Source organism: Geothermobacter ehrlichii, from assembly GCF_008124615.1.
GTDB classification, from domain to species: domain Bacteria; phylum Desulfobacterota; class Desulfuromonadia; order Desulfuromonadales; family Geothermobacteraceae; genus Geothermobacter; species Geothermobacter ehrlichii.
On sequence record NZ_VNIB01000002.1, the window covers coordinates 232,153 to 252,715 of the forward strand.

The window sequence follows — 20,563 nt, forward strand, 5'->3', positions numbered from 1 at the left end:
AGCAGCCCGAACGGAGCCTCTGGCTCCGTTTTTTTGTGCCCCAGACAGTTTCAGGGGGCCTGTTGTTGCGCGTTGTCGTCGGCGATCTCCAGGCGCATGCGGTCTTCGCGGCAGGCGTCCGCGCCCGGACAGCGGTCGACGGAGCAGGGCTCGATGTGGATGGTGACGTCGGCGCCCGGGATTTCGCTGCGGATGCGCTCCTCCAGCAGGTCGGCGATGTCGTGCGCCTCTTCGATGGTGAGATGCCGGCAGACGGTCAGGTGAAAATCCATCATTTTCTGTGAGCCGGCACGGCGGGTGCGCAGGTTGTGATAGCTGGCCATCACTCCCTGGTGCTTTTCGATCAGTTGCCTGATCTCGTCGCGCATCGGTTGCGGCAGCTCCTCGTCCAGCACGTCGCGCATGCCGTGGCGCAGCAGCTTGAACGCTTCGAAGAGGATGTAGAACGCCGCCAGCAGCGACAGCAGCGGATCGATCCATGGGGCGTCGAAGGCGGTGACCAGGATCAGGCCGAGCAGCAGCGCCAGGTTGGTGTAGACGTCCATGGCGAAGTGCAGGCTGTCGGCCTTCAGGGCCGACGAGTCGCATTCGGCGGCGACCCGGCGCAGGTGGCGGCTGATGGCGACCGAGGCGACGGCGCTCACCAGCAGTACGATCATGCCGTTTTCCAGCCGGACGAGTTCGACGCCGTTCAGCAGCCGTCGCACCGATTCGTAGCCGATGAGGATGCCGGTTCCGGCGATGGCCGAGGACTGGATCAGGGTGGCGACGGTCTCGAACTTGCCGTGGCCGAAGGGATGGTTCTCGTCGGCGGGCTGAGACGCGTGATGAATGGCGAAGTAGTTGACGCCGCTCATGATGATGTCGAGAACCGAATCGAGAGCCGAGGCCAGAACGGCCAGGGACCCGGTCAGCAGGCCTGTCACCAGTTTGGCCACGGCCAGGCTCGACGCCGTCAGGACGGCGAGGCGGGCGGCGCGGATTTTCCGGCGTGCGTGTTTCATTCAGGGTTCGATGGGGCAGGCGCTGTTCCAGATCCGGTAGCCGTCGTCCTCGAGCTGCCAGAACTGGTCGATCCGCTGCCGGTAGTAGTCCAGATCGGTGCAGTACCGCAGAATCTTCCGGCCCTGCTCGTGCGGATAGTGCCCTTGTTCCTGCAGCCAGGCGTAGAAGGCGGCCACCCCTTCGAGAATGTCGCCGAGTTCGGCCATGTTGGGTTCGAGGGTCTTGACGATGTACCAGTTGCCGGCAAACTGGCGGACCCTTGGCGGGTCGATGCGAAAAATGTTCTCCCGCCGGTCGCCGATGATGAAATCGCGCAGAAAAAGGTCGGCACCACGGGCCATGCGGCCGGCGGTCGCCGGTTCCTCGCCCTGGCGTTCGACCAGTTCGTGACAGAACTGCCTCAGCAGTTCACCGACAAGCTGGTCGGCCCTGATCTCGTCCTCGAGGGTGCCGATGTCGAAATTGCCGGGTTCAAAGAGGTTGTCGTTGTTGTCGCGCTGCATGAAATCCGTTCTCCCTTTTTATGGCCCGACTTAAATAACATCGCCCCGGCGCGGGGTCAAGAATCGCCCCGCCCGCGACGACGGAACGCGGTTTACAGCCTCGGCCGCGCTCTGTTAACATGACGCGATTTTTAACTAACGCACCTTCCGCCAATTGCAGTCTGAAGACCATGTCGCAACAAACACCGATGATGCGTCAGTACCTGGAGATCAAGAGCGGGTACTCTGACGCCATTCTCTTTTTTCGCCTGGGCGATTTCTACGAAATGTTCATGGAGGATGCGGTCATCGCTTCCCGCATCCTCGACATCACTCTGACCTCCCGCAACAAGGGCGCCGATGAGGAGATCCCCCTGTGCGGCGTCCCCTATCACAGCTGTCAGCCCTATATCAACAAGCTGGTGGCTCATGGCTACAAGGTCGCGATCTGCGAGCAGGTCGAGGACCCCAGGGCGGCCAAGGGGATCGTCAGGCGCGAGGTGGTCCGGGTGATTTCACCCGGCCTGGTGGTCGACACCGACAGCCTGGCGCCGAACGAGAACAACTTTCTCTGCGCCATCGCGCCCGGCGGCGACGGCGGCTGGGGGCTGGCGGTGATCGACATCACCACCGGCGAGTTCCGGACCACGGAGCTGTCGGACATCGCCGGCGTGCGGAGCGAACTGGCCTCCGTGCAGCCGAGGGAAATCGTCCTGTCGGAAGAGGGCTGGGGGGATGAACTGCAGAAGAAACTCGCCGACCTGATTGCCGGCTGCATGCTGACCCGGCTGCCGGAGTGGGTGTTCGATGTCGACCGGGCACGGGAGGAACTGCAGTCCTTTTTTGCCGTCGGTGGCCTCGAGGCCTTCGGTTGCGCGCATCTGCCCGGCGCGGTGGCCGCCGCCGGCGCCGTGCTGCATGTACTGAAGGAGACCCAGAAGGAGAACCTGCCGCACATCGAACGGCTCGCCACCTACCAGGCCCACGAGTATATGGTGCTGGACGAAGCGACCCGGCGCAATCTCGAGTTGACCGCCACCCTCTACGACGGCCAGCGGCGCGGTTCGCTGCTGGGCGTCCTCGACCGGACCATGACCGCCATGGGTGGCCGCAAGCTGAAGAAATGGATCAGCCAGCCGCTGCTCGACATCGACCGCATCCGCCGTCGCCAGGAGGCGATCGGCGAGCTGGTCGAAAGCGGACTGGCGCGCAATGACCTGCGTGCCGCCCTGGACGGGGTGTACGATCTGGAGCGCCTCAACGCCAAGATCTCCATGGCGACGGCCAACGCCAAGGACCTGGTGGCGCTGAAAAACTCCCTCCTGCGCCTGCCTGAAATCATCGATCGCCTCGAAGGCTTCGAAAGGCAGTTGCTCGCCGACCTGGCCCGGCGGATCGACCCCCTGTCCGACCTGGCCGAGCTGATCGGCCGGGCCATTGTCGACGATCCTCCCTTCGTGCTGCGCGAAGGCGGGCTGATCCGCGACGGCTATCATGCCGAGCTCGACGAGTTGCGGCTGATCAGCCGCGAAGGCAAGAACTGGATCGCCGGTCTCGAACAGCGCGAAAGGGAACGCACCGGCATTGGCAATCTCCGCATCCGTTTCAACAAGGTTTTCGGCTATTTCATCGAGGTCACCCGCAGCCATCTCGACAAGGTGCCCGAGGACTACGAGCGCAAGCAGACCCTGGCCAACGCCGAACGCTTCATCACCGCCGACCTGAAGGACTACGAAAGCAAGGTGCTTGGCGCCGAGGAGAAACTGGTCGAGCTGGAATACGACCTGTTCCAGGACGTCCGGCGGCAGGTGGTGGCCGAAGCGGGTCGCATCCAGCAGACCGCCGACGCCCTGGCCGAACTCGACGTTCTCTGCTCGCTGGCCGATTTGGCTCACGATCGCAACTACGTCTGCCCGCAGGTCGACGACAGCGATGTGCTGGAGATTGTCGAGGGCCGCCATCCGGTTGTCGAGGCGATGAATCTCGGCGAGCGTTTCGTCCCCAACGACGTCCGGATGGACTGTCGGGAAAACCAGCTTCTGATTATCACCGGGCCGAACATGGCGGGCAAGTCGACCTTCATGCGTCAGGTGGCGCTGATCACCCTGCTGGCGCAGATCGGCAGCCATGTCCCGGCCAGGAAGGTCCGCATCGGCCTGGTCGACCGGATTTTCACCCGTGTCGGCGCCAGCGACAATCTGGCCCGCGGCCAGTCGACCTTCATGGTCGAGATGACCGAGACCGCCAACATCCTCAACCACGCCACGCCGCGCAGCCTGATCGTGCTCGACGAAATCGGCCGAGGCACCTCGACCTTCGACGGTGTCAGCATCGCCTGGGCGGTGGCCGAATACCTGCACGACAATCCCCAGGTGGCGGCCCGCACCCTTTTCGCCACCCACTACCATGAACTGACCGATCTGGCTTTGACCCGGGAGCGGGTGGAGAACTACAATGTGGCGGTCAAGGAATGGAACGACCAGATCGTCTTTCTGCGCCGCATCGTCAAGGGGGGCGCCAGCCATTCCTACGGCATCCAGGTCGCCCGTCTCGCCGGCCTGCCGCCGGCGGTGATCGATCGGGCCAAGGAGGTGCTGCGCAACCTGGAGGCGGGCGAATTCGTCGGGGAGGGCGTGCCGCGCCTCTCCCGGGGCAAGAGGGAGCAGGTCCGGGAAGCGGACCAGCTTCCCCTGTTTGCCGCCGGCGGTGACGACCGGCTGCGACAGAAACTCGAAGAGATCGACATCGAGGTGCTGACGCCGCTGGAGGCGCTCAACACCCTGGCCGAACTGAAGAAGATGCTCTGATGGACCGGATGCTGAAACACCTTGCCGCTTTCTGTGCCGGCCTGTGCGTGCTGCTGGCCTGTGCCGGCGGCGCTCTCGGACTCGACCCGGAGACCGCCTACCAGAAGGCGAAGGGGCGCTACCTCGATCTGCAGGCATCGGCCCGCAAGCAGATGTACCGCGAAAACTGGGTGCGGGTGATCGAGGAATTCGTCGGCATCGCCCAGGCCTGGCCCGACCATCGCCGGGCGCCCGACGCCCTCTACATGGCGGGCAAGTCCGCCCGCGGCCTGTACCGGATCAGCCGGGTGACGGACGACGCGCGGCTGGCCGTCCGCTACTTCGACCGGCTGGTCGCCGAGTATCCGCGAAATCGGCTGGCGGACGACGCCCTCTTTCAGGCCGGCGAAACCCTGGAGAAAGACCTGAACGACCGTCCCCAGGCCTATGTTCGCTATTCGCGGATCGTTCGCCGCTACCCGCGCGGCGACATGTTCCCCCTGGCCAAGCCGAGGCTGCGCCGCCTGGCTGCCTTCGCACCGGCCCAGCCGGAGCGGACTGCCCGTGCCGGCAGTACGCCGCGTCTGGAACGGATCCGGGACTGGAGCGACGGCGAGCGCACCCGCATCGTCTTCGACCTGAGCACAGATGTCCGCTACGACGTCCACTACCTGCCGGGCAAGGACGACGGGGAGCCGGACAAGCTCTTTTTCGACATCCGGCAGGCCGAGGAGGGAGAGGCGATCGCCAGCCCGCTGCTGCTCGACAAGGGGCTGGTGGCCCGAATCCGCACCGGTTCGCCGCAGTCCGGGGTGCTGCGCGTGGTCTTCGATCTGCGCCGGCCGGCGCAGCACAGGGTCTTCACCCTCGACGATCCCTTTCGCATCGTCGCCGACCTGACGCCCGCCGAAAAGGGAGCGGCCCCTTCGCCGTCCGTATCGGCGCCGTCGGGCGATGACCTGGCGCGCATCCTCGAATCGAACCGCGACACCGGCCATCTGGCGCTCGACATTCCGGAGCGGCGCGAAGGGCAGGGGCTGCGGCGGATCGTCGTCGATGCCGGCCACGGCGGCAAGGACCCCGGCGCCATCGGTCCCAGAGGAACGCGGGAAAAGGATGTCACCCTCGCCCTGGCGAAGAAGCTGGCCAGGGAGCTCGAGGCGCGGCTCGGCTGCGAGGTGATCCTGACCCGCGACCGGGACGTCTTCATCCCCCTCGAGGAGCGCACCGCCATCGCCAACCGGGTGAACGCCGACCTCTTCATCTCCATTCACGCCAACGCCAGCCCGAACCGGAAGGCCTACGGCATCGAGACCTATTACCTGAACTTCTCCAAAAACAAGGACGCGGTGGCGGTGGCGGCCCGCGAGAACAACACCTCGTTGCAGGAAGTCGGCGACCTGGAGCTGATTCTCTTCGACCTCATGGCCAACTCGAAGATCAACGAATCGAGCCGGCTGGCGACGGAGATCCAGTCCTCGATCATTGCCAGACTCAGGCCGCGCTACAGCCGGATCAAGAATCTCGGCGTCCGTCCCGGCCCGTTCTACGTCCTGCTCGGCGCGACCATGCCCTCGGTGCTGGTCGAGACCGCCTTCATCAGCAATCCGAAGGAAGAAAAACGGCTGCGCGACGCCGCCTACCAGAAACGGACCGCCAGCGCCATCGTCGAGGGGGTGCGGCGCTACGCCCGGGCCCTCAACCTGCTGGCGGCAAAATAGCCCGCCGTGAAAGACGCCATGCCACAAACCGCAAACGCCGACGACCGACTGTTCGACGACAACCCCCGGGCTCCCTGGGACGAACGCAGGCCCGCGCTGCTGCAGCAGGCCAAGAGCTGGCTGGCGGACGAGCGCAAGCGGATCGAGCAGGCTCACCGACAGGGGGGCAGTGGCACCGAGGTCGTCAACCAGCTGACCCTCATGGTCGATCGGCTGATGCTCTCCCTGTTCCGGGCGGCGGTCAGCGGTCTGCCCGGCGAGGGGCCGTCGCCCTGCGCCCTTTTTGCCATCGGCGGCTACGGCCGCGCCGAACTGAATCCGAAATCGGACATCGACCTGATGTTCTACTACCGCGCCCGGGACCGGGCACAGGTCGAGGTCCTTTCCGAACGGCTGCTCTACCTGCTCTGGGATCTCGGCCTGGAGGTTGGATACAGCGTCCGGACCGGCGACGACTGTCTCGAAATGGCCGCCAGGGACATCACCGCGCGGACGGCGCTGCTCGATACCCGGTTTCTCTGTGGGTCGCCGGAGCTGTGCCGGGAATTCGACCGCAACGTCTACCGGCAGGTGCGCGACCGGAACACCAAGTCCTTCATCCGCGGCAAGGTCGAGGAGAGGGAGGTCCGCATCCGCAAGTACGGCTCATCGGTCTTTCTGCTCGAGCCGAACATCAAGGAGGGCGAGGGCGGGCTGCGCGACATTCATTCCGCGCTGTGGCTGCTGATGGTCAAGTACAAGTGTCGCTCGATCCGGGAGCTGCTGCACAAGGGGGTCCTCACCGAAGAGGAGACGAAGCGGATCGCCGCCTTTCTCGATTACCTGTGGCGCATCCGCAACGAGCTGCACTTCCTGTCCGGCCGCAAGAACGACCAGCTCCACTTCGACAAGCAGGAAAAGATCGCCCGTTTTCTCGGCTACCGCGACAACCGCAAGGCGCCGGCGGTCGAGCAGTTCATGCAGGACTACTACCTGCATGCAACCCAGGTGGAGCACGAGACCTCGCTGCTGTTCAACCGGGTGCTCGAGCGTGACCGGCGTCCGACCGGATTCGGCTACTTTCCCCGGCGTGAGCTCGAGCACGGTTTCTACGTGCTGCGCGACGAGCTGCGGATCGCCCGCCCCGAGGTCCTTGCCGAGGAACCGCGGCTGCTGATGCGCGCCTTTCTGCTGTCACACCGCCAGGGCGTCACTCTCAGCGTGGCGCTGAAGACGGCCATCCGTGAGCACCTGCACCTCATCAACGACCATTTCCGCCGCGACCGGCAGGTCAACCGCGACTTTTTCGAGATTCTGCGCGGCAAGGGTTGTTCCGCCGTGCTGCGCGACATGCATCACCTGCGCTTCCTCAACCGCTACATCCCCGAGTTCGAGCGCATCTACTGCAAGGTCCAGCACGACGCCTATCACATCTACACCGTCGACATCCACAGCCTGTTCGCCGTCGAGGAGATCGAGAAGCTCTGGCAGGGCGAGTACGCCGAGAGCAAGCCGCTGCTGACCAGTGTCGCCAACGACATCGAAAAGCGCGAGCTGCTGCTGCTGGCGGTGCTGCTGCACGACATCGGCAAGGGCGAGGGGAAAAACCACAGTGAAAAGGGGGCTGTGCTCGTCCGAACCATCGCCCGCCGGCTCGGCCTCAACAAGGAAGACAGCTCACGGCTCGAATTCCTGGTGCTGCACCATCTCGACATGGCCCACATCTCCCAGCGCCGCGACCTGCACGATCCGCTGCTGATCGAACAGTTCGCCCGGACCATGGAGATGACGGAAACGCTGAAGATGCTCTTTCTGCTGACCTTCGCCGACCTGAAAGCCGTGGGACCCGATGTCTGGTCGGAATGGAAGGGATTTCTGCTGCAGGAGCTGTACGAAAAGACCTACGAAGCCCTGGAGCGGGGCAACTTCACCGCTGACGCCCGCTCCGAGCGGGTCCGCAACCGCAAACGGAAGGTGTTCGACGCCCTGGTCGAGGATTACGGCGAGCGCCGGGTCAAGACCGCCCTGCGCGCCATGGGCAACCGCTACCTGCTCAGTCACCGGTCACATGAAATCATCGAGCATCTGCGGGTGACCTTCGAGCGCGGCAAGGACACCCTCGGACTGAAGATCGAGCATCTGCCGGACCGGAAATACTCGCAGCTGATCATCTCGACCCTCGATACTCCCGGGCTGTTCTCCAAGATCGCCGGGGTGATGGCCGCCAATCGCATCAACATACTCGGCGCCCGGATCTACACTCACGCCGACGGCGAAGTGATCGACCTTTTGCAGGTGGCCAGCAGCGCCGGCGAGATCATCGACAGTCCGGCCCGCTGGAGCAAGGTCGAAGAGGATCTGCGGGCCGTGCTCGAAGGACGGGTACGGGTCGAAAGCCTCGTCGGCAAGAGCCGCAGCCGGGGGTTCGTCGTCGAGAAGGCCCGCCCCCGCTATCCGACCCGGATCGAGTTCGACAACCGGATTTCGATGAACTACACGGTGGTCGACATCTTCACCCACGACAAGGTCGGTCTGCTCTACGACATCACCCGCACCTTCAACGAAATGAATCTCTACATCGGGGTTTCCAAGATATCGACCAAGGTCGACCAGGTGGCCGACACCTTCTACCTGCAGGACATCTTCGGCCAGAAAATCACCGAGGGGCAGCGGCTGGACGAAATACGCGCCCGTCTGATCGCCGTGCTCGATTCCGAGTCGGCCGAAGGTTGAGGCATGGACGAACTTCTCGACCGGTTTCTCAATTATCTCCTCGTCGAAAAGGGGCTGTCGAGCAACACCCTCGACGCCTACGGGCGTGACCTCGCCCAGTACCTTGAGTTTCTCGAGCAGGATGGAATCACCACCCTCGCAGCCATCCGCAGCGCCCATGTGCTCGGCTATCTGGCCCGACTGCGCAAGCGGGGGCTGTCGGCCCGCAGCCGGGCCCGCAAGCTCGTCAGCCTGCGCCAGTTCCATCGTTACCTGGTACAGGAAGGCCTGACGGCGGACGACCCGACGGCGCGCATCGAGGCACCGAAGAATTTGCCTCCGCTGCCGAAAAGCCTGACCCAGGATGAAGTCGAACGGCTGCTCGCCTCGCCGGTCGGGGACGAGCCGCTGGCGTTGCGCGACCGGGCGATGCTCGAGGTGCTCTACGCCACCGGCCTTCGAGTCAGCGAGCTGGTCTCCCTCGAACTGGGGCAGCTGCAACTCGACGCCGGCTTCCTCCGCGCCTTCGGCAAGGGGAGCAAACAGCGCATCGTGCCCCTGGGCGAACCGGCGACCGAGGCGCTCATCCGTTATCTCGCCGAAGGTCGCCCCTGTCTCGTCGGCGACAGACGCCAGGAAAAGGTCTTTCTCAACCGTTCCGGGCTGGGGTTGACACGCCAGGGCTTCTGGAAGATGATGAAGCGCCGGGCCGCTATGGCCGGGATCACCAAGAACATAACGCCGCACACCCTGCGACATTCGTTCGCGACTCACCTGCTTGACAACGGTGCCGATCTGCGTTCGGTGCAGACCATGCTCGGGCATGCCGACATCAGCACGACCCAGATCTACACCCATGTCAGCCGCGAGCGTTTGCGGCGGATTCACGAAAAACACCACCCGCGTGGTTGAAACCTTTCGGAGAACAGAGCATGAAATATCTTGTACTTCTGGGGGACGGCATGTCCGACGAACCGCTCGGACAGCTTGGGGGCGCCACTCCGCTGGAAAAGGCCGATACCCCGCACATGGACCGGCTTGCCCGCCAGGGTTCGATAGGGCTGGTCCGGACCGTCCCTGACGGCTTCCATCCAGGCAGCGATGTCGCCAACCTGTCGGTGTTCGGTTATGACCCGCACCAGTGCTATACGGGCCGCTCGCCGCTGGAGGCGGCCAGCATGGGCGTCGAGCTCGGTCCGGATGATGTCGCCTTCCGGCTCAACTTCGTTCATCTGGTGCCGCATTTCAACAAGCTGTACATGGGTGATTTTTCCGCCGGCCACATCCCAACCGATCAGGCGCAGTCCCTGATCGCCGCCCTGAAAGAATATCTCGAGGACGATCAGTTCCAGTTCCACCCCGGCGTTTCCTACCGCCACCTGATGGTCTGGCGGGGCGGTAGCGAGGCCATGCAGTGCACACCGCCGCACGACATCACCAACAAGTGCATCGGCGAGTATCTGCCGAAGGGGGAAGGTGCCGAGGAACTGATCCATCTGATGACCCAGGCGCAGATTGTGCTCAAGAACCATCCGCAGAACCTCAGGCGCGAGCAGGAAGGTGAACTGACGGCCAATTCGATCTGGCTCTGGGGGCAGGGGCGTGCTCCGCGGATGAAAAGCTACCGGGAGCTGTACGGTCTTTCCGGTGCCGTCATTTCCGCCGTCGACCTGATCAAGGGGATCGGCATCTATGCCGGGATGGAAGCCATCCGGGTTCCCGGCGCCACCGGCTATATCGACACCAACTATCGCGGCAAGGCCGAGGCGGCTCTTGCCGCCCTGGAGGAGAAGGATTTCGTCTACGTTCATGTCGAAGCCCCTGACGAAGCCGCCCATTCGGGAAACCTCGAGCACAAGATCAGGGCGATCGAGGATTTCGACCGGGAGATCGTCGGCGCCATCGTCGAGGGGCTGCAGGGACGGCACGATTTCCGGCTCGCCGTGCTGCCGGACCATCCGACGCCGGTCGAAAAAATGACCCACACCGCCGATCCGGTTCCCTTCATTCTGTATGATTCAACCAGCCCCCGCGAATCGGGGCATTCGGGCTACAGCGAGCGCAACGCCAGGGAGTCGGACCTGTTCTACGCCAGCGGCGTCGAACTGTTCGCGGCGCTGCTCGGCCGCTAGTCCGCTGCTTCCGCCGCAGCAGGCCCGGAAACAGCTCAGTGGGTCCTCAGGTAGTACGGGGACCAGGGGTAGGGGGCGTAGCCGGGATTGTAGGGATTGTCCGTCCCCGGCGGCAGCACGTAGGACGGCGCGTAGGGATTGACGCGGCGGCCGGGGTGGAAATCGTAGGGCGGCTCCCATACATGGTTTTCTCGCAGCCGAACGACCGGATAGCGGTAGTCGGTTCCGTACAGCTCACGGGTCTCGACGCCTTCGACCTCGCCGACGAGGGTGATCAGTCGCCCCGGCATGTAGATGGCCGGATCAAGCCAGCGGTCGGTGCGAACCAGAAAGCGGCCTCCGGCCTCGTCCTGGGCAAAGGGTTCGCCCCGGCGGTCGAGGTGCCAGTTCAGCACCTCGACGGTGGCGTCGTCTTTTCCCGTATCGAGGCCGAGAATCACCCCGCCCAGAAGCACGGTTCTGCCTTTGTACTGCGCCGGGTCGCGCTGCAGCGCCGCGAAGTCGATGCCGGCGTCCACCCTCTCGAGGGCGGCTTCAGGCAGCACGTGACCGCAGCCCGTCAGTAACAGGGCCGCCAGCAGCACAACCGACAAAATCCGGATTGATGTCGCCATTTTTTGCGTTCTCCATCCTGCGGGTTGGTGACTCAGGTTACAATCTACCATATCGACCGGCGGGCTCCAGCATTTTAGCGGGATATCCCGTGCCGGTTTCCGTGGCGCTTCGTTCGCGATTGACGCTGCGGAGGCTCTCTGCTAACGTGCGCCCGTCTGCGGAGGACGCTTTATGACCCGGGTATTTTTCTGCAAGCTCGACCGGCCGGAAAAGGCGCTGCATCTGTGCCGAGTGGCGGAACGTTTCTTTCTGCAGGGCAAGAGGGTCCTGGTCATGGTCGCGGACGAGAACCAGGGCGTGACCCTCGACCGTTTCATGTGGACCTGGAACAAGGGGTCCTTTCTGCCCCATGTCTACGACAACGGCGCCGTCGAATGCCATGACGAGCCGGTGGTCATTTCCTGCCGGACGAGAAACGCCAACAATGCCGGTGTGCTGGTGATGGGCCGTCCCTGCGAGATCGATTTCATGCGCCAGTTCGAAACGGTGGTCGACTTTGCCGAAACCCATGACGAGGCGGCCCGGCAACGGTCGCGACAGCGGTTCAGACAATACAGGGAGGCCGGATTTGAGCCTGCGATGCTTGAATGACGGCGGGGAAGGCAGCCGGCTGCTGCTCGATTCCGTCCCCCGTGCCGAAGAACGGATCGCCGTCGGGGCCTCGCTGCGGGCGGCCCTCGAAATCTGGCAGGCCCGGCCGGGGGAGATTTTCACCGCCCTCGATCCCGAGGGAACGGCGTGGCGGGTACGCTACGGCCTGGCCGACGCCGGACCCTTTCTCGTCCCTTTCGAGCAGCTGCCGCAGTCGCCCGAAAGCCCGCTCAGAATCGACCTCTACCAGGCGCTGCCGGAGCGGGAGCGGTTCGAGCTGGTTCTCGAAAAGGCAACCGAACTCGGCGTCGGCAGGATCGTACCCTTCGAGTCGTGCCGGTCGATTACTCTGGAACAGCGGGACGCCCGGCAGAAAAAGTCGCATCGCTGGCCGCATGTGCTGCTGCGGGCGGCCCGACAGTGCCGCCGCGCCGAACTGCCCTGCCTGACCGCGGTCACCGGCTGGGACCAGGTGCTGTACCAGGCCCACCAGGCCGATCTCGCCCTTCTGCTTTACGAAAAGGAATGCGGCTGGCGGCTGGGCGAGATCCTGCGCGACGAACGGCCGCGCCGGGTCGCCCTGATCATCGGTCCGGAGGGCGGCTTTACTCCCGAAGAGGTGGAAGAGGCCAGGCAGCTGGGGATCGTGCCCGTTTCCCTTGGCCCCCGGCTGTTGCGCACGGAGACCGCCGCCATGGCGGCCATCGCCGCGGTGCAGGCCCGGCTTGGAGATCTCGGATGAACGACATGACATCACTCGACCACATCGCCGTCGTTCTGGTGGAGCCCAAGGGGGCCCTGAATATCGGATCGGTCTGCCGGGTCATGGCCAACTTCGGTCTGGGCCGGCTGCGGCTGGTCAATCCCCAGGCCGACCATCTTTCCGATCCGGCCCGAAAAATGGCGGTCAAGGCCTCCTTTCTGCTCGAAAGCGCCGAATGTTTCGACTCGCTGGAGGCGGCCCTGGCCGACTGCAGCCTCAGTATCGGCACCACGAGAAGGTTCGGCAAATACAGGGAGAATCTGCTGCATCCCGAGCAGGCCGCCGGTCTCTGTCTCGAGCAGGCTCCCGGCGGCCGGGTCGGGCTGGTGTTCGGACGAGAGGATCACGGCCTTTTCAACGAAGAACTTGACCTCTGCCAGCGCCTGATGACCATTCCGACCTGCGGGCCGGTCAAGTCGATGAACCTTGCCCAGGCGGTGGCCGTGACGCTGTATGAAGCATCCCGGGCCCGGGCGAGGGCGGCCGGGCTCGCCGCCGGCGGCAGAAAACTGGCGGCGAACGAAGAGCTGGAACAGATGTACGCCCACATGCGGCGGACCCTGCTCGACATCGATTTTCTCGACCGGCAGAACCCGGACCACATCCTACGCGCCCTGCGGCAGATCTTCGGCCGGGCCGGGCTCTCTTCGCGGGAGGTGCGGATTCTTCGGGGGCTGATGAGCCGGATCGACTGGGTCGAGGGTGAACGGAGAAAACTGCACAAGGGGGCCTGAACAGAACCATGCACGGAAATCTGGGTGAACCTTTCCGGGTGGAGCCGATCGGCGACGGATTCAGTCTGCGGTTCTACGACCGCTCGAACCGCTACTACGGCGACTACCACCGGATCAGGGTGGTTGTGCGCATGGAGATACCGGTCCGCCGGGAATTCTTTCTCGACGAGCGCGATCCCGACCGCGCCTGTGACCGGGCCCGGCGCTGGCTGGGCGACGTTGTCTGCTTCGAAAAGAGCCTCGAGCGGATGGGCGTTCCCGGTTCACAGGTCGCATCGGTGCGCGACGAGCTGGTCGCGTCCTTCCTTGCCACCGCCGCCGGCTACATGAACAAGCCGGATTTCCCCGGAAAATTCGTCCGCAAGAGCGTGCAGGAACGACAGAAGGGTCCGCGGCCGGTCGCCTGATGGAGATCGTCATCGACAGCCTCGCCTATGGCGGCGACGGGGTTGGCCGCTACGAAGGGCAGGCGGTGTTCGTTCCCTTCACCCTGCCGGGCGATGTCGTCCGCTGCCGGGTCGTGCAGCGGAAGAAGCGTTATCTGCGGGCCGAGGCGGTCGCCTGGCTGCAGCGCGGCCCAGGCTACAGCGCGCCTCCCTGTCCGGTTTTCGGTCGCTGCGGCGGCTGCCAGTGGCAGCATATCGCCTATCCCGAGCAGGTCACCTTCAAGGACCGGCTGTTCCGCCAGATCCTGCAGCGTGAACTGCGGCGCGACGATCTGCCGGTCGAGCCGGCGGTCGCTGCGCCTTCGGCCTGGCGCTATCGCCACCGCGTGCAGTACAAGTGTCATTTCGTCCCGCAAGGCTGCCAGATCGGCTTCTACGGCCGGGGAAGCCATTTCGTCCATGACGTGGCGAGCTGCAGGATCGCCGCTTCGGCCGCCGATGCCGTTCATGCCTGGCTGCGTACGGTCATCGAACGTTTTCCCCGTCCGGACAGGATTCCGCAGGTCGACGTCGCCGTCGGCGACCGGGGTGCGCCGACCGTCATCCTGCACCTGCTGGCCGGCCAGCAGGTGCCGCCGGCCGTTGTCGCCTCGGCCCGCGACCGGGGATTCGGTCTCTGGCTGCAGCGGGGCCGGAAGGCCACGTTGCGACCGGTTGCGGCCGGAGAGGTTCCGGCCATTGTCGTCGACGAGCCGCCGCTGGTGCTGGAAACGGTTGTCGGCGGTTTCTTTCAGGTCAATCTCGAGCAGAACCGACATCTGGTGCGCACGGTGATCGACTACTGCGATTTGCGGGGGGACGAATCGGTGCTCGACCTTTTCTGCGGGGTCGGCAACCTGACGCTGCCGCTGGCGCGGAGATGCCGGGAGGCGACAGGGGTCGAGGATTTCGCTCCGTCGGTCGAAAAGGCCGTGGAGAACGCCCGCCGCAACGGGATATCGAACGCGCGTTTCATCGCCCGCGACGCCGGCCGTCATGTAGCCTCCCTCGACCGGGCGCCCGACGTGGTGGTTCTCGATCCGCCGCGCGCCGGAGCCATCGACTGCATCAGGGCGCTGCTGCGCCTCCGGCCGCGCCGCATCGTCTATGTTTCCTGCGATCCGACCACCCTGGCGCGCGACCTCGCGCCCCTGCTGGGGCAGGGTTACCGGCTGCGCCGGGCTGTCTGTCTCGACCTGTTTCCGCAGACCTATCATTTCGAGAGCGTCTGCCAGCTGACGGACCAGGCTGCCGAATAAAACGGGGCGGACGTTTCCGGCTGCGGCTGCGCGCCGCAGCCGTGGGGCTGGTCGCCGTTTTTTCTTGCAATCCTGCGCGCGGCGTGCTAGAAAATGCCTGTTTAAACGTTCACTAGAAAAGTGAGCTTCCGGCTCGCTTTTTTTATTTTGGGAAAGAACATGGTGCAGGGGACGTTGATCGAGGAGCGTATCGTCGCGCTGATCTCGCCGATCGTCGAGGATTTCGGTCTGGAACTGGTCGAGGTCGAATATCGGCGGGAGGGGTCTAGCTGGGTCCTGCGGATCTTCATCGACAAGGATGGCGGTGTGACCCTGGACGACTGTGCCGATTTGAGCCGGGAAATCGACCCGGTCATCGAGACCGAGGATATCATTCCGCACGCCTATCGTCTCGAGGTTTCCTCACCCGGTCTCGACCGCCCCCTGAAGAAGCCGGCGGATTTCATCCGCTTTCGGGATGAGTGGATCAAGGTGAAGACCTACGAGCGGCTCGATCCCGACGGCAGGGGGCACGAAAGGAAGACCTTCGTCGGCATTCTGAAGGAAGCCGACGAAGAGCGGTTTCGCATCGAATTCCAGGACAAGCGGGGCGGCGAGGCGGTCTTCACCTACGACCAGGTCGCCGGCGCCAATCTCGACCCGCAGTTTTAGAGCATAAATATCACGTTGCAACCCGCCAGGGTGCAGGGGGAATTGATGGAGCAGAACCTGAATCAGATCATCGACCAGGTCGTCAAGGACAAGGGTATCGATCGGGCCGTCCTGATCGAAGCGCTCGAGGCGGCCATCCTTTCCGCGGCCAACAAGAAGTATCGCAACACCCGGGACCTCGAGGCTCACTACAACGAGGAGCTTGGTGAGGTCGAGCTTTTCGAGTTCGTGACGGTCGTCGAGGAAGTCGAGGATTCCTACAAGGAGATCGACCTCGAGGAGGCGCGCGAGATCGACCCCGAAGTCGAGGTCGGCGACTCGCTGGGGATGAAGATGGACGCTTCCGGCTTCAGCCGCATCGCCGCCCAGACGGCCAAGCAGGTCATCATCCAGAAGGTCCGCGAGGCCGAACGGGAAGGGATCTACAACGAGTTCAAGGACCGTGTCGGCGAGCTGGTCAACGGCATTGTCCGCCGCTACGAGCGCGGCGATCTGATCGTCGACCTCGGCAAGGCCGAGGCGCTGCTGCCGCACCGGGAGCAGGTGCCGCGGGAAAACTACCGCCAGGGCGATCGTGTCCGGGCCTATGTCATCGACGTCCGCATGGCCACCAAGGGGCCGCAGATCATCCTGTCGCGGACCGCTCCGGGGCTGGTCGAGGCCCTGTTCCGCACCGAGGTGCCGGAGATCAGCGAGGGGATCGTCGAGATCGTCGGCGTCGCCCGCGAGCCCGGCAGCCGGTCCAAGATCGCCGTTGTTTCGCACGACCCCGACGTCGATCCGGTGGGTGCCTGTGTCGGCATGCGGGGCTCCAGGGTGCAGAATGTGGTTTCGGAGCTGCGTGGCGAGAAGATCGACATCATTCCGTGGACGCCCGATGTCGCCCGTTTCGCCTGCGCCGCGCTGTCGCCGGCGGAAGTGACGCGCGTCTATGTCGACAACGAGGAGAAGGCCCTGGAAGTGATCGTTCCCGACGACCAGCTGTCGCTGGCCATCGGCAAGAAGGGGCAGAACGTGCGGCTGGCGGCGCGCCTGACCGAGTGGAAGATCGACATCAAGAGCGAAACCGCCGCCGCCGAGGCCGAGGCCGAGGCCGAGGCCGAGCTGGAAGAGGAGCTGGAGGAGGACTACGCCGATGCCGATGTCGATGCGGCGGAGGGCGCCGGAGGCGAGCTGCCTGAATCTGTCGACGAGGAAACCGGCGGCGGCCTCGACCCCGAGGAGATGACCCGCGACCAGCTTTACGAGCTGGCCAAGCAGTACCAGATTCCGGGGCGCAGCGGCATGAGCAAGGGGGAACTGATCGAGAGCTTGAGCGCGGCCGGCGCCTTTGACGCCGCCGATGAGGCGGCGGGGGAAGAGGACTAGGATCGGTGGGCGTGCGGAGGCGGCCGCAGCGAACCTGTCTCGGATGTCGGGAGTCCTTCGATCAGGACAGGCTGATCCGCCTGGTCGCCGCTCCCGACGACCGGCTGCTGGTCGATTACCGCGGTCGGCTGCCCGGACGCGGCGCCTATGTCTGTCCGAACGGGGAATGCATCGCCAGAGCGGTGGTTCCCGGTCGGCTTTCCCGGGCCTTTCGCCGGGAGGGGATCAGGGCCGACGCGCAGGACCTTCGGGAGCAGCTGGCCGGACAGATCCGGGACAAGATATCCAGCCTGCTGGGCATGGCCCGCAAGGCGGGGCAGGTGGTGGTCGGCAGCAACCTGGTCACCGACAGTCTGGCCAGAGGGAACGATCTGGCGCTGGTTGTCATCGCCAGGGACATTTCTCCCGGCATCAGGGAGAAAGTTGAGCGGAAACGGGGAGAGGTCGGATTCTTCTATCCGGACTGGCTCGCCAAGGCCGACATCGGACGGATTCTCGGCCGGGCCGAGTGCAGCGTGATGGGGATCAGGCCGGGTTCGGTTGCAGATGCGCTTTCAAGAGAACTGAGCAGGTTCAATACCATAGCAGGGGATAGTTGATGTCAAAAATCAGGGTTTACGAACTGGCGGCGAAACTGGGTCTCGAAAACAAGGAGCTGTTGGCCCGGCTCAAAAAGGCCGGGGTCGAAGCCAAGACGCACATGAGCATGCTCGACGAAAGTGATGTCCAGCAGCTGGAGGCGGATCAGGCCCCGAAGGAAACCGAGGCTCCCGAGATCGAGGAGAGGAGGATTTCGTCCGGAATCATCCGTCGACGCCGCAAGGAGAAGGCACCCGCGGTCAAGAAGGAAGCGAAAGCCGAAGAGAAGGCTGTGCAAAAGGCCGAAGCCGAAGCCGAAGCGGGCAAGGCGCCCGAGGTTGCCGAGGTTCCTGCCGAGAAGCCGGCCGAACCCAGGGCTGTCGAGCCGGTATCCGCCGAGGCCGCGCCTGCCGCCGAAAAACCCGCTGCTGCCAAAGAAGAACCCGCGCCGGCCGAACCGGTCGCCAAGACCGAAGCTGAAGCTGAAGCCGAAGCCGAAGCCGCCAAGGCCGCGACGCCCGAAGAAACCCCTGCACCGGCCGTCGAGGAACCGGCGAAGGAGGCAGCGCCGAAGACGGAAGAGCCCGGTCCCGCCCGTATCGTCGTCGAGGAACCGACCAAGGTCACCGCCAACAGGGCCAAGATTCTGGGCCGCGTCGAGCTGCCGCAGAGTGTGGTCGGCACCCCGTCGGCCGGCAAGCGCGACCGTACCGGCAAGCCGGCACGCCCGGCGGGCGGCCGTCCCGCCCGGCAGGTGGTCACGCCGGTGCCTGCGCCGGCGGATCTTCAGGCACCGGGCAAGGAAGGCCGCGGCAAGAAGAAGAAAAAGGGCAAGGGTGCCGACCAGTTCGCCGACCGCCGGGGAGATCGCCGCAGCAAGAGAGCGAGAATGGAGGTCTTCGAGCCGGAGCGCGGTGAGCGCTACCGGAAGCTCAAGAAGGCGTCCAAACAGCCGAAAAAGACCGAGATCACCGTCTCGAAGGCGATCAAGCGCAAGATCCGCATCGCCGACGCCATCACTGTCGGTGAGCTGGCCAAGCGCATGGGGGTCAAGGCGAACGATCTCATCCGCGAGCTGATGAGCATGGGGAACATGGTGACCATCAACCATCCCCTCGACTTCGAGACTGCGGAGATTCTCGCCGCTGAGTTCAACTATGAAGTCGAAAACGTCGGTTTCGACGAGGAGGCGATCCTCAATGTCGAGGCCGATGGCTCCCAGACCGAGGACAAGCTGGAGGACCTGGTCGAAAGGCCGCCGGTGGTCACCATCATGGGCCATGTCGACCACGGCAAGACCAGCCTGCTCGACGCCATTCGCGAAACCAACGTCATTGCCGGCGAGGCCGGCGGCATCACCCAGCATATCGGCGCCTACGACGTCGAACTCGACGGACGGAAGATCGCCTTCCTTGATACGCCGGGCCACGAGGCCTTTACCGCCATGCGCGCCCGCGGCGCCAAGGTGACCGACATCGTCGTGCTGGTCGTCGCCGCCGATGACGGCGTCATGCCGCAGACCAAGGAGGCCATCAACCACGCCAAGGCGGCCGGCGTTCCCATCGTCGTCGCCGTCAACAAGATCGACAAGCCGGGCGCCAACCCGGACAAGGTCAAGCAGGAGTTGACCGAGTTCGAGCTCGTTCCCGAGGAGTGGGGCGGCGACACCATCTTCGTCGAGGTTTCGGCCAAGGAGAAGATCAACATCGACGGTCTGCTGGAAATGATCCTGCTGCAGGCCGAGGTGCTCGAGCTGAAGGCCAACCCGAACAAGCGTGCCTCGGGCGCGGTGGTCGAAGCCCGTCTCGACCGTGGCCGCGGCCCGGTGGCCACGGTGCTGGTCCAGGCCGGTACCCTCAGGGTTGGCGATCCGATCGTCTCCGGCATCCACTGGGGCCGGGTGCGGACCATGATCAATGACCGCGGCGAACAGCTCAAGGAAGCCGCCCCCTCCACCCCGGTCGAGATCACCGGCCTTTCCGGCGTACCCGACGCCGGCGACACCTTCCATGCGGTGAAGGACGAGAAGTCGGCCAAGGAGGTCGCCCAGCACCGGGCCCAGAAGCTGCGCGAAGCCGAGCTGGCCAAGACGAGCAAGATCTCCCTCGAGCAGCTCTACGCCCGCATCCAGCAGGGAGACGTCAAGGAACTCAAGGTCATCATCAAGGCCGACGTCCAGGGTTCGGTCGAGGCGGTCCGGGAATCGCTGCTCAAGCTGTCGACCGACGAGTGCCGGCTGGTGGTCATCCACACCGCCGTCGGTGGCATCACCGAGAGCGACATCAGCCTGGCTTCGGCGTCCGACGCCATCGTGCTCGGTTTCAATGTCCGTCCCGAGCCGAAGGCAGCGACCATGGCCGAGGCCGAGGGGGTCGACATCCGGCTCTACAACATCATCTACGACGCCGTGGCCGACATCAAGAACGCCATGGAGGGTCTGCTGGCGCCGACCATGAAGGAAGTGGAACTCGGCCGGGTCGAGGTGCGCGAGACCTTCCATATCTCCAAGATCGGCACCATCGCCGGCTGCTATGTCCTCGAGGGCAAGGTCACCCGCAACGCGCATGTCCGCCTGGTGCGCGACAGCGTGGTGATCTACGAGGGCAAGCTGAGCAGCCTCAAGCGGTTCAAGGACGATGCCCGCGAGGTGGCGGCCGGCTACGAGTGCGGCATCGGCCTGGAGAACTACAACGACATCAAGGTCGGTGACATCATCGAGGCATTCGAGATCGAAGAGGTCAAGACCACCCTCGAAGGTTGA

General features: G+C 64.5%; 17 protein-coding genes. 14 read left to right on the forward strand and 3 right to left on the reverse strand.

The features are described 5' to 3' along the window. Nucleotides 1–50 precede the first annotated feature (50 nt). Nucleotides 51–1,004, reverse strand: a complete 954-nt coding sequence (locus EDC39_RS03765) for a cation diffusion facilitator family transporter (RefSeq protein ID WP_148895030.1) — start codon at nucleotides 1,002–1,004, stop codon at nucleotides 51–53. Continuing rightward, complete coding sequence (locus EDC39_RS03770; RefSeq protein ID WP_148895032.1) at nucleotides 1,005–1,508, reverse strand: hypothetical protein; 504 nt, start codon at nucleotides 1,506–1,508, stop codon at nucleotides 1,005–1,007. It abuts the gene before it with no gap. A 170-nt stretch (nucleotides 1,509–1,678) separates the two neighbouring features. On the opposite strand from EDC39_RS03770, the gene mutS reads away from it, so the two are divergent. Genes mutS through EDC39_RS03795 form a run of 5 tightly spaced genes read left to right on the forward strand, consistent with a single transcriptional unit; the run spans nucleotide 1,679 to nucleotide 10,817 of the window. Next, nucleotides 1,679–4,294 (forward strand): DNA mismatch repair protein MutS, encoded by a 2,616-nt coding sequence (gene mutS, locus EDC39_RS03775; RefSeq protein WP_148895034.1) that lies wholly within the window; start codon nucleotides 1,679–1,681, stop codon nucleotides 4,292–4,294. After that, nucleotides 4,294–5,994 (forward strand): N-acetylmuramoyl-L-alanine amidase, encoded by a 1,701-nt coding sequence (locus tag EDC39_RS03780; protein WP_148895036.1) that lies wholly within the window; start codon nucleotides 4,294–4,296, stop codon nucleotides 5,992–5,994. The genes mutS and EDC39_RS03780 overlap by 1 nt, the downstream gene beginning before the upstream one ends. Nucleotides 5,995–6,012: 18 nt before the next feature. Beyond that, the gene (glnD, locus tag EDC39_RS03785) at nucleotides 6,013–8,706 is read left to right on the forward strand and encodes a [protein-PII] uridylyltransferase (RefSeq protein ID WP_148895038.1); all 2,694 of its coding nucleotides are present in this window, start codon (nucleotides 6,013–6,015) and stop codon (nucleotides 8,704–8,706) included. 3 nt (nucleotides 8,707–8,709) lie between these two features. Then, nucleotides 8,710–9,597 carry a site-specific tyrosine recombinase XerD gene (gene xerD, locus EDC39_RS03790; protein WP_148895040.1) on the forward strand — a complete coding sequence of 296 codons (888 nt, stop codon included), beginning with the start codon at nucleotides 8,710–8,712 and terminating at the stop codon, nucleotides 9,595–9,597. Nucleotides 9,598–9,617: 20 nt separating this feature from the next. Next, nucleotides 9,618–10,817: a cofactor-independent phosphoglycerate mutase gene (locus EDC39_RS03795; RefSeq protein ID WP_148895042.1), complete on the forward strand. Its 1,200-nt coding sequence runs from the start codon at nucleotides 9,618–9,620 to the stop codon at nucleotides 10,815–10,817. Between the two features lie 35 nt (nucleotides 10,818–10,852). On the opposite strand, the gene EDC39_RS03800 is transcribed toward EDC39_RS03795, so the two are convergent. Continuing rightward, the gene (locus EDC39_RS03800; RefSeq protein WP_187426632.1) at nucleotides 10,853–11,431 is read right to left on the reverse strand and encodes a Slp/YeaY family lipoprotein; all 579 of its coding nucleotides are present in this window, start codon (nucleotides 11,429–11,431) and stop codon (nucleotides 10,853–10,855) included. 172 nt (nucleotides 11,432–11,603) lie between these two features. On the opposite strand from EDC39_RS03800, the gene EDC39_RS03805 reads away from it, so the two are divergent. The 9 genes from EDC39_RS03805 (at nucleotide 11,604) to infB (ending at nucleotide 20,563) form a co-directional block, all read left to right on the forward strand. Continuing rightward, the gene (locus EDC39_RS03805) at nucleotides 11,604–12,023 is read left to right on the forward strand and encodes a DNA polymerase III subunit chi (protein ID WP_148895044.1); all 420 of its coding nucleotides are present in this window, start codon (nucleotides 11,604–11,606) and stop codon (nucleotides 12,021–12,023) included. After that, nucleotides 12,001–12,765 (forward strand): RsmE family RNA methyltransferase, encoded by a 765-nt coding sequence (locus EDC39_RS03810; RefSeq protein WP_187426633.1) that lies wholly within the window; start codon nucleotides 12,001–12,003, stop codon nucleotides 12,763–12,765. Before EDC39_RS03805 ends, EDC39_RS03810 begins: the two co-directional genes overlap by 23 nt. Then, nucleotides 12,762–13,520: an RNA methyltransferase gene (locus tag EDC39_RS03815; protein ID WP_246140168.1), complete on the forward strand. Its 759-nt coding sequence runs from the start codon at nucleotides 12,762–12,764 to the stop codon at nucleotides 13,518–13,520. Before EDC39_RS03810 ends, EDC39_RS03815 begins: the two co-directional genes overlap by 4 nt. Before the next feature lie 8 nt (nucleotides 13,521–13,528). Then, entirely contained in the window at nucleotides 13,529–13,927 is a 399-nt protein-coding gene (locus tag EDC39_RS03820; RefSeq protein WP_148895046.1) for a hypothetical protein, read from the forward strand. Next, nucleotides 13,927–15,204 carry a 23S rRNA (uracil(1939)-C(5))-methyltransferase RlmD gene (rlmD, locus tag EDC39_RS03825; RefSeq protein WP_148895047.1) on the forward strand — a complete coding sequence of 426 codons (1,278 nt, stop codon included), beginning with the start codon at nucleotides 13,927–13,929 and terminating at the stop codon, nucleotides 15,202–15,204. Before EDC39_RS03820 ends, rlmD begins: the two co-directional genes overlap by 1 nt. Before the next feature lie 159 nt (nucleotides 15,205–15,363). After that, a complete protein-coding gene (locus EDC39_RS03830) occupies nucleotides 15,364–15,855 on the forward strand; it encodes a ribosome maturation factor RimP (protein WP_187426634.1) in 492 nt (163 codons plus the stop codon). A 45-nt stretch (nucleotides 15,856–15,900) separates the two neighbouring features. Beyond that, on the forward strand, nucleotides 15,901–17,223 hold the full coding sequence (nusA, locus tag EDC39_RS03835) for a transcription termination factor NusA (protein ID WP_148895049.1): 1,323 nt from the start codon (nucleotides 15,901–15,903) through the stop codon (nucleotides 17,221–17,223). Between the two features lie 11 nt (nucleotides 17,224–17,234). Then, nucleotides 17,235–17,822, forward strand: a complete 588-nt coding sequence (locus EDC39_RS03840) for a DUF448 domain-containing protein (RefSeq protein WP_187426635.1) — start codon at nucleotides 17,235–17,237, stop codon at nucleotides 17,820–17,822. Then, nucleotides 17,822–20,563 carry a translation initiation factor IF-2 gene (gene infB / locus EDC39_RS03845; RefSeq protein WP_148895051.1) on the forward strand — a complete coding sequence of 914 codons (2,742 nt, stop codon included), beginning with the start codon at nucleotides 17,822–17,824 and terminating at the stop codon, nucleotides 20,561–20,563. Before EDC39_RS03840 ends, infB begins: the two co-directional genes overlap by 1 nt.